Source organism: Streptomyces sp. NPDC002835 (assembly GCF_053591995.1).
The window spans coordinates 1-13,376 of record NZ_JBSFUW010000022.1 but is presented as its reverse complement, the minus strand read 5'-3'; the positions used below and the strand labels follow the sequence as shown (position 1 = coordinate 13,376).

General features: G+C 73.6%; 3 protein-coding genes. All 3 read left to right on the top strand.

Annotation, left to right across the window (positions count from 1 at the left end):
• Positions 1-108: 108 nt before the first annotated feature.
• Positions 109-1,242 (top strand): beta-ketoacyl-[acyl-carrier-protein] synthase family protein, encoded by a 1,134-nt coding sequence (locus ACWD01_RS22730; RefSeq protein WP_451164577.1) that lies wholly within the window; start codon positions 109-111, stop codon positions 1,240-1,242.
• On the top strand, positions 1,239-2,213 hold the full coding sequence (locus ACWD01_RS22725; RefSeq protein WP_451164575.1) for a beta-ketoacyl synthase N-terminal-like domain-containing protein: 975 nt from the start codon (positions 1,239-1,241) through the stop codon (positions 2,211-2,213). The genes ACWD01_RS22730 and ACWD01_RS22725 overlap by 4 nt, the downstream gene beginning before the upstream one ends.
• A gap of 103 nt (positions 2,214-2,316) precedes the next feature.
• A partial coding sequence (locus tag ACWD01_RS22720) for an amino acid adenylation domain-containing protein (RefSeq protein WP_451164573.1) occupies positions 2,317-13,376 on the top strand: 11,060 nt, incomplete at its 3' end.

Sequence of the window (13,376 nt, the reverse complement as noted above, 5' to 3'; positions counted from 1 at the left end):
AAGACGGCACGGTGCGTGGCAGTTTGCTGCAGAACGGTTTGCTCGCCCCGCGGCGACAGGTGAGGCTGACTGCCGGGACAGCCGACCGGGCTGGGCGGGGGGGGTTGCATGAGTTGGGTGGTGTCCGGGATGGGCGCGGTGTCCGCGGTCGGTGCGGATCCCGACGAGATGTTCGCGGAGCTGTGCGACGGCCACAGCGGGGTACGGGAATTCTGCGGTTTCGACCGGACACCTTTCCGGGGACGGTACGCCTACCAGATCGACGACCATCCCGGTGGGCGCGACGTACCGGGGAGAGCGTCCGCGTTGCTCGCCCGTGCCGTCGAGCAGGCCGCCGTACAGGCGGGGCTCGGGACCGACTTGCGTGAGGTGCCGATCCTTGTCGGCAGCGGGCTGCGCCAGTTGCGCGCGGCCGAACTGCACTGGCGCGACAGCGGCAGTCTCGACGCGATGTCGACCGAGGATCTGCACTTCGGTGTTCCGCTTCGGGAACGTTTCGGTGCCACCGACACCCACACCATCGCCAACGCCTGCGCGGCTTCCGTCTACGCCCTGGCGCTCGCCGTGGACATGCTGGCCACCGACCAGGCGGACTCCGTGGTCGTCGCCGGTGTGGATGTGCTCAACGAGAGCATGTCAGGCGTCATGGAGCGGGTGCACCCCGTCATTCCCGAACGGGTGCAGCCCTTCGACCGCAACCGGGTCGGTTTCATGATGGGCGAGGGCGCCGCAGCCGTGGTGCTCTGCCGCGACGCCGCCGAACCGCTCTGCCGCGTACGGGCCGTCGAGGTGGGCTGCGACGCGATGCACGACACGGCACCCGACCCCGCCGGTCTCGCGAAGGTGATGCGTGCCGCGCACAGTTCGGCCGGGGTGAGGCCCGAGGAGGTCGATCTGGTGATGCTGCACGGCACCGGCACCGGGCTCAACGACAAGGCGGAGGCCGCCACGACGCGGGAGGTCTTCGGTGCCGCCGCGGGGGTGCCGCTGATGACGGCGATCAAGTCGATGACCGGGCACAACGGGGGCGCTTCCGGGGTGATGAGCCTGATCAGCGCCGCCCAGTCGATGCGGCACGGGGTGGTCCCGCCCGTGGTCGGCCTGACCGAACCCCTGGCGGAGGCCGAGGGGTTCCGCCTCGTCACCGGAGCCGCCGCCCGTGAACCGGTCACCATCGCCCAGGTCAACGCCCTGGGCTTCGGCGGCATGAACACGGTGGCCGTACTGGAGGCAGCCCGATGAGAAGTCACGCCTACCGGGGGATCGTCGTCACCGGCACCGGGGTGACCCTGCCCGGCGCCGACCGTCCCGAGGCCGTGCTCGACGGGCGGCGGCAGGAAGCGGAACCCGTCGAGACCACCCGGATCCTCGGCCGCGGAGGCGGCCACCGGAGACTGCGTTACCTGGACCGGGCGACACAACTCGCGCTGTGCGCCGCGCACGCGGCGTTACGGGATTCCGGACTCCTCCTCCCGGAGGGCGAGTTCACCGTGCCCACCGAGACCGTGGGCGTGGTGGTCAGTTCCAACACGGGCACGCTGGACACGGTGATGGGCGTGATCGACACGCTGCGCGGCGCGACCACGGACGAGCTGAGCCCCATGGACCTGCCGAAGCTGTGCAGCAACGTCATCGCCTCGTCGGTGGCCATCAAGTACGGTCTGCGCGGCCCGAACCTGATGGTGTGCAACGGGTCGGCATCCGGCCTGGACGCGATGCGCTGGGCGGCCACGATGCTCGAAACGGGCCGTCTGGCACGGGCGTTGGTGATCGGTGTCGAACCCGACACGGAGCCGGTCCGCAGTCTGCGGGACGGGGCGGCGCCGCTGGACGGGGCCGTCGCCGTGGTCATGGAGAGCGCGGCGGCCGCGGCCGAGCGCGGTGCCCGGTCCCTCGCCCGCGTCGACGGGCACGCGCGGGGCGCGGATCTGGCGGCCTGCCTCGCGGGCCTGGCCGCCGTGACGTCCGCGGAGCCGGTGGCCTGGCACGTGCCGGCCGGCGGGGCCCCGGGGACGACGCGGCTGCCCGAGGTACCGCGCCACGATCTCACCGCCGCCTGGGGGTCCTGCTCCGGCGCACTGGGGGTGCTGCAGTGCGTCGCCGCGGTCGGCGCCTTCAACGCCGGCACGACCGGCGCGGTCTACGCGACAGCGGGTGAGGAGGAGCGTCACGCGGTCGCGGGCCTGGCACTGACGTCGCCGTCCGGATCCTGACCGGCCGCCCCGACATCCGAACCGGTCGCCGACAGGCCGGCCGACATCCGTACACGCCGGTGGGCAGGGCACAGCGGCGGTGTTCACCCTTCCTGGAGATCCCATGCCGGACGCCACTTCCGTCTTCGACGTACCGCTGACCGCCGGACAGCGGGGCCTGTGGTTCGCGCAGCTCATCGACCCCACGAATCCTCGCTACCGGGTCGCCGAAGGGACGCGCATCCCGGGGGCGCTGGACGTCGGGCTGTTCCGCCGGGCGCTGGCGCGGACGGTTGCCGACATGGAGGTGTTGCGCGGCCGGGTGTCGGACACGGGCAGCGGCGGCGAGCCGGTGTTCGTCGTCGGTGAGCCGGTGGGTGAGCCGCCGCTGACGTATGTCGACCTGTCCGGCGCCGAGGACCCGGCTGCCGCCGCCGAGAAGTGGCAGCGCCGGCGGCTCGACCTGCCGCTGGACGTCAGCAGGCCGGCGGCGTACGACTTCGCGCTGCTGAAGCTGGCCGACACCGAGTTCGTGTGGTTCCAGCAGTACCACCACCTGCTCATGGACGGCGTCGGCCAGTTCCTCGTCCAGCAGCGCTGTGCCGAGGTGTACACCGCGCTGGTCGGCGGGCAGCCGGTCCCCGAGGCGGGCATCCCGCCGCTGCGCACCCTGTCCGACTCGGAGGCCGAGTACCGCGCCTCGGCGAACCACGAGCGGGACCGGGCGTTCTGGACGGCGCGCCTGGCCGACGCCGCCGAGCCGGTGTCGCTCGGCGCCGATGTGCCGCACGCGCCGACCGAGCAGCACCGTGCCGTCGTCACCTGGTCCCCCGAGCGGCTGGAGGCGGTGCAGGCCGCCGCCCGGGAACTCGGGGTGGCCTGGCCGGTGCTGCCGGTCGCCGCTCTCGCGCTCTACCTGGACCGGCAGCGCGGTGACGGTGAAGTGGTGCTCGGGCTGCCCGCCGCCGCGCGCGGCGGGGTCCGCGACGCCGTCCCCGGCATGATCTCCAACGTCCTGCCGCTGCGCGTGCGCCTGGACGCGGTGGCGACGGTCGGCGAACTGGTCCGCGCCGTGTCCGCCGACATGCGGGCCACGGTCCGGCACCAGCGTTACCGCCAGGAGGACCTGCGTCACGACCTCGGACTGCTCGGCAGTACGCGCCGGCTGTACGGCCCGCAGATCAACCTGGTGCTCGGCAGGACCACGCTGCACTTCGCGGGCCTCCGCGCGCTCTGCCGCAACGTGTCCACCGTCCCCACCGACGACCTCTCCCTCGCCCTGGAACGCCGTGCTGAGGACGGTGGCCTCAACCTCGTCTACGACGTGCACGCCGAGGTGTTCACCGAGCGGGAGTTCGCGGACCTGCGTGCCCGGCTGGACGCCGTGGTCGACGTCCTGGTCGGCGCGGCGGCCGACCGTCCGCTCGCCACCGTCGATGTCACGACCCCGGCCGAACGCGAGGAACTCCTGCGCGGCGCGGACGACACCGTGCGCGAGGTGCCGGCGACGACGCTGCCCGCCCTGTTCGAGCAGCGGGTACGCGAGACCCCGGACGCCCCGGCCGTGGTGTTCGACGGCAACACGCTGACGTACGCCGAGTTCGACGAGCGGGTGAACCGGCTGGCGCACCGGCTCCTGGGCGAGGGCGTCCGTCGTGGGGACCGGGTCGCCGTCACGATGGAGCGGTCCTTCGAACTGGTCACAGCGCTGTACGCGGTGCACAAGGCCGGCGCGGCCTATGTCCCGGTCGACCCGGGCCTGCCCGCCGACCGGATCGCTTTCATGGTTGCCGACGCCCGTCCGGCGCTGCTCCTGACGACCGCCGCGCTGGTCCCGGTGACGGCGTCGGTCCAGGACGTGCCGTGCCTGGCGGTCGAGGACCTGGACCTGCCGGGCGATGCCCCGGCCCACGCCCCGGTCGACGCCGAGCGGGGTGGTGCCCTGTGCGGCCTCGACACGGCCTACGTCATCTACACCTCCGGCTCGACGGGACGTCCCAAGGGCGTCGCCGTGTCCCAACAGGCCATCGTGAACCGCCTGTTGTGGATGCGGGAGGAGTACGCGATCGGCCGTGCCGACCGGATCCTGCAGAAGACGCCGGTCAGTTTCGACGTGTCGGTGTGGGAGTTCTTCCTGCCGTTGCTCGCCGGCGCGACCCTGGTGGTCGCCCCTCCCGGCGCGCACACCGATCCGGCCGCGCTGAGCAGTCTGATCGGCGCGGAGCGGATCACCGCCGTGCACTTCGTGCCGTCGATGCTGGACGCGTTCCTCACCGCCGCGCGACCGGCGGACTGTGCCGGACTGCGCCGGGTGTTCTGCAGCGGAGAGGCGCTCAACAGCCCCACCGCGGAGCGGTTCAGCACCGTGCTGGGCAGCGGGTCCGGTGTCGAACTGCACAACCTCTACGGGCCGACCGAGGCGGCCGTCGACGTGACGGCACACCAGTGCGGTCCCGACGAGCCCCGTACCGGTGTCCCGATCGGACGCCCGGTGTGGAACACGCGGGCCCTCGTACTGGACCCCGTGCTGCGGCCCGCGCCGGTCGGTGTCATGGGTGAGCTCTATCTGGCGGGTGTCCAGCTCGCCGACGGCTACCTGGGGCGCTCGGGGCTGACCGCGGAGCGGTTCGTGGCCGACCCTTGGGGCCCGCCCGGCACCCGGATGTACCGGACCGGCGACCTCGCGCGCCGGACCGCCGAGGGCGAGCTGGAGTACTGCGGCCGGGTCGACCAGCAGGTGAAGATCCGCGGCTTCCGTATCGAACCCGGTGAGATCGAGACCGTGCTGGCGGCGTCACCCGGGGTCGCCCAGGCGGCGGTGGTCGCCCGTGACGACAACCCCGCCGCGCCCGGCGACCACCGGCTCGTCGCCTACGTGGTGCCGGCCCCCGACGCCGTCCCGGACCCCGAGGTGCTGCGCGCCCTGGTCGCCGAGGCGCTGCCCGCCTACATGGTGCCCGCCGCCTTCGTCGTACTGGACGCGCTGCCCACCACCGTCAACGGCAAGCTCGACCGGCGTGCGCTGCCCGCGCCGCGTTACGGTGCGCCCGGTACCGGCAGGGCCGCCCTCACGGTCGCCGAGGGCCTGATGTGCGGGCTGTTCGCCGAGGTGCTGGGCGTGGACCGGGTCGGGGTGGACGACGACTTCTTCGCGCTGGGCGGGCACTCCCTGCTGGCGAGCCGTCTGGTCGCCCGGGTGCGCACCCTGCTGGGCGCCGGAATCACCGTACGGGACGTGTTCGAGGCGCCCACCGCCCTGCGACTCCTCGAACGCACCGGGTCGGCGAGCAGCCGCCCGCCGCTGCGTCCGGCGGGCGGGGACGGTCCCGCGCCGCTGTCGTCCGGGCAGCACCAGCAGTGGGTGCTGCACCGGCTGGAGGGCCCCTCCCCGACGTACAACATGGGTCTCGTGCTGGGGATCACCGGCGCGCTGGACCCGGAGGCGCTGCGGGCGGCGCTCCACGACGTGGTCGCCCGGCACGAGCCGCTGCGGACCCTCTTCTCCGACGACGACTCGGGGGCGCCGCGCCAGGTGGTGCCGGCCCCGGAGAACGCACGACCGGATCTGGACGTCGTCCCCACGGCCGAGGACGAGTTGCCCGCCGCGCTGCGGGCCGCCACCGGCCATGCCTTCGACCTGACCGCCGAACTGCCGCTGCGTTCCGTCCTGTTCACTCTGGGCGACGACGAGCACGTGCTGCTTCTGCTGCTGCACCACATCGCCGGTGACGGCCAGTCGCTGGGCCCGCTCGCCCGTGACCTCTCGCTCGCCTACACCGCCCGTCTCGACGGCCGGTGTCCCGAGTGGGCGCCCCTCGCCGTCACGTACGGGGACTACTGCCACTGGCAGCGCGAGGTCCTGGGCGCCGACGAGGACCCGGAGAGCCTCGCCGCCCGGCAGTTCGCGTACTGGCGTGGCGCACTGGACGGGCTGCCCGAGGAACTGTTGCTGCCGACCGACCGCCCCCGGCCGGCGCACCCGACCTTCCGCGGCTCCACGGCCGCGATCGAGATCGACGCCGACCTCCACGGCGGACTCGTCCGGCTGGCCCGGAGCCAGGGGGCGACCCTGTTCATGGTGGTGCAGGCCGCGCTGGCCACCGTCCTGACCAAACTGGGCGGCGGTACGGACCTGCCGATCGGCAGCGTCGTGGCCGGGCGGGGCGATCAGGCGCTGGACGACCTGGTGGGCTACTTCGTCAACACCGTGGTGCTGCGCACCGACACCTCGGGGGATCCCAGCTTCGCCGAACTGGTGGCCCGCGTACGGGAGAGCGATCTCGCCGCCTACGCCCACCAGGACCTGCCGTTCGAGCGGCTGGTGGAGGGGCTGCGGCCGGAACGGTCGACGGCCCACAACCCGCTGTTCCAGGTGATGCTGGTCCTCCAGGACGACGACCCGCGGCTGGAACTGCCGGGCGCGGAGGTCCGGTTGCTGCCGGCGGAGCGGGAGTACACCAAGGTCGACCTGGTCCTCGAGGTGCGTGAGCGGCGGGCCGCGGACGGTACTCCCGCCGGGCTGACCGGTCACCTCGAGTACAGCACCGACCTGTACGACCGGGACACCGCGGTGGGGATCGTCGACCGGCTGGTCCGGGTGCTGGGCGCGGCGGTCGCCGATCCCGGCGGCCGGATCGGCGCCGTCGACGTGCTCGGTCCGGCCGAGCGGCACCGGCTGCTGACCGAGTGGAACGGCACCTCCCGCGACGTTCCCGCGTGGACCCTGGCGCGGATCTTCGAGGACACCGCCGCCGTGGCCCCACAGGCCCTCGCGGTGCTGGCGGGCGAGGAGCGGCTGAGCTACGCCGCGCTCGACGACCGGGCCGGCCGGCTGGCCCGGCTGCTGGCCGCGCGGGGTGCGGCGCCGGAGCGGCTGGTGGCGGTGGTGCTGCCGCGATCGGTGGATCTCGTGGTCACCGAACTGGCCGTCAGCAAGGCGGGAGCCGCGTTCGTGCCCGTCGATCCGGCCTTCCCGGCCGAGCGGATCGGGCACATCCTGGGCGATGCCCGGCCGTTGCTCGTGGTGGCGTCGTCGGCGACCGCCGCGGCGCTGCCCGAGTCGTCCTGTCCGGTGCTGCTCGTGGAGGACCTGCTCGCCGAGGCGGACACCGCGGCCGGCCCCGCCGGCGCCGGCACGGGCGCCGACGTCAGCACGGGCGCCGGCGCCCGTGCCGCGGCGTCGGCGGACAACACCGCCTATGTCATCTACACCTCCGGGTCGACGGGCGTCCCGAAGGGCGTCGTCGTCCCCCACCGCGGTCTCGCCGGCCTCACCGCGTTCCTGCGGGACCGGTTCGCGGCCGACCGGGACAGCCGGGTGCTGCAGTTCGCCTCCCCCAGTTTCGACACCTCGATCCTGGAGCTGTGTCTGGCGTTCGGATCGGGCGGCGCGCTCGTGGTGTCCTCCGAAGGCCCGCTGATCGGTTCCACGCTCGCCGACGTGCTCACCGCGAACCGGGTGACCCACGCGCTCATCCCGCCCGCCGCGCTGTCCACCCTGCCCGAGGTGGACCTGCCCGACCTGCGTACCGTCGCCGCCGGTGGTGACGTCTGTCCGGCCGAGCTGGTCACCCGGTTCGCCGACGGCCGCCGGATGCTCAACGGCTACGGTCCGACCGAGTACACGGTCGCCACCACGTTCAGCGGGCCGCTGCGCCCGGGAACGGCCCCGCCGATCGGCGGCCCGCTGTACAACACCAGGGCCTTCGTGCTCGACGACGCGCTGAACCTGGTGCCACCGGGCGTACCGGGCGAGCTGTACGTCGCGGGCGAGGGGCTGGCCCGGGGATATCTCGACGGTCCCGCGCTGACCGCGCAGCGGTTCGTGGCCGACCCGTTCGGGGCGCCGGGCGCCCGGATGTACCGCACCGGTGACCGGGTGCGCTGGAACGCCTCGGGTGAGCTGGAGTTCCTCGGCCGGACGGACGACCAGGTCAAGATCCGCGGGTTCCGCATCGAACTCGGCGAGGTGGAGGCGGTGTTGTCCGCCCATCCCGCGGTCCGGCAGTGCGTGGTCGTCGTACGTGAGGACACACCGGGCGTCAAGCGTCTGGTGGGCTACGTCGTCCCGGCCGGGCGCGGCGGTGCCGACGGCGACGTGCTGCGCGCCCACGCGGCGTCGGTGCTGCCGGAGTACATGGTGCCCTCCGCCGTCATGGTGCTGGACGCACTGCCGATGAGCGACAACGGGATGAAGGTGGACCGCAGGGCGCTGCCCGCCCCCGAGTTCACCACCTCCGGTGTCCGGAGCGCGCCCCGCGGTGCGAGCGAGGGCGTCCTGTGCGAGCTGTTCGCCACGGTGCTGGGGCTGCCCGCCGTGGGTGTGCACGACAGCTTCTTCGACCTCGGCGGCGACAGCATCATGTCCATCCAGCTGGTCACGCGGGCCCGCGCGGCCGGTCTGGTGTTCACACCGAAGGACGTGTTCACCCACCGCACCGCCGCGGCCCTCGCCGCCGCCGCGGAGCACGTCGGGCAGGAGGCGGCCGACGGCGCGGGCGAGGCCCGGGTCGCGGCGACCGGACCGGTGCGGCTCACGCCGGTCATGCACTGGCTGCGCGAACACGACCGCCCGGTGGCCGACTTCGCCCAGTCCATGCTGCTCACCACCCCGGCGGGCCTGAGCGAGGAAGACCTGCACGCCAGGGTGCAGTCGGTCCTCGACCGGCACGAGGCCCTGCGGATGCGGCTGGTCCGCCGCCGCACCTGGCGGGCCGTCATCGACGGCCGGCCCTCGCAGAGCGCCGAGGGATGCGTGCGCCGCGTCGACGTCACGGGCGGCGGTCCCGATGAACTGCGCGCCGCACTGCGGGCCGAACACGAGCGGGCCCACGGCGAACTCGACCCCGACTCCGGTGTCACGGTGCGCGTGGTGTGGTTCGACGCGGGCCCCGGCGAGCAGGGGCGGCTCCTGCTCGTCCTGCACCACCTGGTGGTCGACGGGGTGTCCTGGCGCATTCTCGCCGCCGACCTCGCCGCCGGCCCGGCGGCCCTCGCCGGCGAGCAGTCCTCGCCGGTGCCCTTCCGGCGCTGGGCGCACGCCGTCGCCGAGGGCGCGCACGACCCGTCCGTACTGGCCGATCTGGACGCCTGGCTGGCGGTCCTCGGCGAACCCGAGGCCCCGCTCGGTGCCCGCCCGGTCGACCCCGCGGCCGACACCGCGGCGACGCAGCGCCGTGTCCGTCTCGCCCTGCCCGCGCCGCTGACCGGCGCGTTGCTGACCACGGTGCCCGCCGCGTACCTCGCCCGCACCCACGAGATGCTGCTCACCGGTCTCGCGCTGGCGGTGACCCACTGGCGCGCCCGGCACGGCGAGGGCTCCCCGGCGCTGCTGGTGGACCTCGAGGGCCACGGCCGTGACCAGGTCGACGCCTTGGACGTCTCCCGTACCGTCGGCTGGTTCACCGTCATGTACCCGGCCCGCCTGGACCTGTCCGGGGTGGACGTCGACGCCGTGTTCGCCGCAGGCTCCACCGGGGAGGCCGCGGTGCAGGCGGCCGCCGCGGTGCGCCGGGTCAAGCAGCATCTGAGGACGCTGCCCGCGGGCCTCGGCTACGGCCGGCTGCGCCACCTCAACCCGGAGACGGCTCCGGAGTTCGCCGGTCTCGCCACACCCCAACTGGCGTTCAACTATCTCGGCCGGATCGCCGCCTCCACCGGAGCGGACGACTGGGTGCTCGCACCGGAACAGACCGAACTCGGCGGCGGCACCGGGGCCGACGCCCCGGTGCGGCACGCCTTGGAGATCAACGCGGTCAGCGTCGAGGGCGCCGACGGTCCGGAACTGTCCGCCACGGTGAGCTGGCCGGCCGACCTGTTCGGGGAACGGGACGTCACGGAGCTGACGGAGCTGTGGCGGCAGGCACTGGAAGTCCTCCGGGACGCCGCGGGCACGGCCAGTGGCCACACCCCGAGCGACTTCCCGCTGACCGCGCTCGACCAGGCCGAGGTGGACACCCTGGTGGCCGCCGTACCGGACCTCACCGACGTACTGCCGCTGCCCCCGCTCGCCGAGTCCTTCTACTTCCACGCCGCCTACCACGAGCGCGGGGCCGACCCGTACACCCCGCAGATCTTCCTCGACCTCAGCGGTTCCCTCGACGCCGACCGTCTGCGTGCCTCGGCACAGCTGGTGCTGGACCGTCACCCCAACCTCCGTTCCGGGTTCACCGACCGGGGGCTGCGTGCCCCCGTCCAGTTCGTGCCCGGCGCCGCCGAGGTGCCCTTCCGGGTGTTCGACCTGTCGGCGGAGGACGAAGAGGCCGCGCGGCGCGAGAGCGATCGGATCGTCGCCGCGGACCGGCGCGCGGGTTTCGTGCTCGACGAGCCGCCGCTGGTGCGGTTCACGCTGCTGGTGCTGCCCGGCGGCCGTCACCGGCTGGTCCTGACCAACCATCACATCCTTCTCGACGGCTGGTCGGTGCCGTTGCTGCTGCGGGAGGTGTTCGACTGCTACGCCGCCGGTGCCGACGTCTCCGGCTTCCCGCCCGCCCCCCGGTACCGCGACTACCTGGCCTGGCTGGGCGACCAGGACCGCGCCGCCGCCGCCGACAGCTGGCGCCGGGCGCTGGCGGGCGTCGAGCAACCGACCCTGTTCGCCGGGCCCGCCCGCACCACATCGCCGGAGCCGGGCCGCTCGCAGTGCCGTACGGTACGGCTGCCCGGGCTCACCGGTCTCGCCCAGCGCTGCGAAGTCACCGTCAACACCGTCCTGCAGGGCCTGTGGGCGCTGCTGCTGGCCTCGAGGACCGGCCACGACGACGTGGTGTTCGGGACCACGGTGTCCGGCAGGCCGCCGGAGGTGCCCGGCGTCGAGTCGATGGTCGGCCTGCTGATCAACACCGTCCCGGTCCGGGTCCGGACCGGCGAGGCGCACTCGTTCGGCGAACTGCTGCGCCGTGTCCAGGCCGACCAGGCGGACCTGCTGGGCCACCACCACCTGGGTACGACCGACATCCAGCGTGCCGCGGGCACCGGTGAACTGTTCGACACCCTGCTGGTGTTCGAGAACTACCCGCTGGCCCCGGAGACGACGGAGCTTCCCGGCACCGGCCTGCGGCTCACCGCGGTGAGCAGTGAGGAGCGAGGGCACTACCCGCTCGCCGTGATCGCGGTGCCGGGCGAGGAGCTGGAGCTGCAGCTCCACTTCCGGGAGGACCTGGTGCCCGCCACCGAGGTCGAGTCGGTCGCCGAGCAGCTGCGCACCATGGCCGACCGGCTCACCGCCGACCCCGGAACCGTGCCGGCCACGGCGGACCTCCTGCCCGCCGCCGAGCGTGCCGTGGTCCTCGCGGCCGGCCAGGGACGTACGCGTGAGCTGCCGGACCTGTCGATCCCCGCACGGTTCGCGGAGCAGGTGGCCGCGGCTCCGGACGCGGTGGCCCTGGTCTTCGAGGGCCGCGAGGTGACGTATGCCGAGCTGGACCGGCGTGCGAACCGGCTCGCCCGCCGGCTGCTGGCCCTCGGTGTGCGCGCCGAGGACCGGGTGGCGGTCCTGCAGCCCCGTTCGGTGGAGCTGGTGGTCTCCGTGCTGGCCGTGCTGAAGGCGGGCGGCGCCTACATGCCGATCGATCCGCGCAGCCCGCTGGAGCGGCAGGCGGAGATGATGGCCGACAACGGGGTCGTCGTCCTGGTGACCGATGTCGAGGGGTACGAGGCCGCGCGGGCGGCGACCGTGGTGGTCGGCGTGGACGCGCTGCCGGAGGACGACACGGACCCGGGCGTGCACGTCCGCCCGGACCAGCTGGCCTATGTGATGTTCACGTCCGGGTCGACCGGCAAGCCCAAGGGCGTCGGCGTGCCGCACCGGAACGTGGTCGGCTTCGCCCTCGACACGCTCTGGTCCGGGCCCGGCCAGGAACGGGCGCTCCAGCACCTGGCCCACTGGTTCGACCCCTCCGTCCATGAACTGTGGGTGCCGCTGCTGTCGGGGCGTCAGCTGGTGATCTCGCCCCCCGGCGAGCTGGACGTCGCCGAACTCGCCCGCACCATCGAGGAGAACGCGGTCCGGGCCCTCGCCATGCCCACGGCGGTCTTCCGGCTCGTCGCCGAGGACCGGCCGGAGTCCCTCGCGGGCGTACGCGAACTGGTCGTCGGCGGCGAGGCGTTCCCGGCCGCCGCGGCCCGGCGCGTCCTGGCGGCCAATCCGTCACTGCTCCTGCACAACGCCTACGGCCCCACCGAGACCACCGTCACCGCCCTTGCCTCCACCATGCGCGGTGCCGCCGGGGTGCCCGACTCGGTGCCGATCGGCCGGCCGCTCGACAACCGGCGCGTCTACGTGCTCGACCGGCATCTGCGGCTGGTGCCGCGCGGGGTGACGGGTGAGCTCTACCTGTCGGGTGCCGGGCTCGCGCGGGGCTACCTGGGCAGGCCGGATCTGACCGCCGACCGCTTCGTGGCCGACCCGTTCGGGGAACCCGGTGCGCGGATGTACCGGACGGGCGACCTGGTCCGCTGGAACACCGACGGTGCCCTGGAGTTCGAGGGGCGCGCGGACGAGCAGGTCAAGGTGCGCGGCTTCCGTATCGAACTCGGCGAGATCGAGGCGTGCCTGCAGTCCCGTACCGACGTCGCGCAGGCGACCGTCGTCGTCCGCACCGACCCGCCCGGCGACAAGCGCATCGTCGCCTACTACGTGCCGGCCGCGGATGCGGAGCCGGAGGAGTCCGAGGTGCGTGCCTCGGTGGCGGCCGCACTGCCGGACTACATGGTGCCCAGCGCCTTCGTCCGCCTCGACGCCCTGCCGCTCACCCTCAACGGGAAGGTGGACAAGGCGGCGCTGCCCGCCCCCGTCCGCGGCCCGGCCCGCGGGCGTGCCGCGCGCAACGAGCGGGAGGCGACGCTCTGCCAGGTGTTCGCCGACATCCTCGGCCTTACCTTGGAGCAGGTGAGCATCGACGACGGGTTCTTCGACCTGGGCGGCCACTCCCTGCTCGCCACCCGGCTCGTCAGCCGCATCCGGACCGTACTGGGTGCCGAGGTCTCCGTCCGTACGGTGTTCGAAGCGCCGACTGTCGCGGAGCTGGCCACCGCGCTCGGCGAGGCCGGACTCGTCGGCGCACAGGGCGGTTCCACGGTCCACGGCCGGCCCGCGCTGCGTTCCGTGCCGCGCGGCGAGGTGGTTCCGGCGTCGTTCGGCCAGCGGCGGCTGTGGTTCCTCAACGCGATGGACCCGGACACCTC

Excerpts from the sequence above, each read along its gene's own strand:
- ACWD01_RS22730 (WP_451164577.1), top strand. The coding sequence starts at position 109 with ATGAGTTGGGTGGTGTCCGGGATGGGCGCGGTGTCCGCGGTCGGTGCG.
- ACWD01_RS22725 (WP_451164575.1), top strand. The coding sequence starts at position 1,239 with ATGAGAAGTCACGCCTACCGGGGGATCGTCGTCACCGGCACCGGGGTG.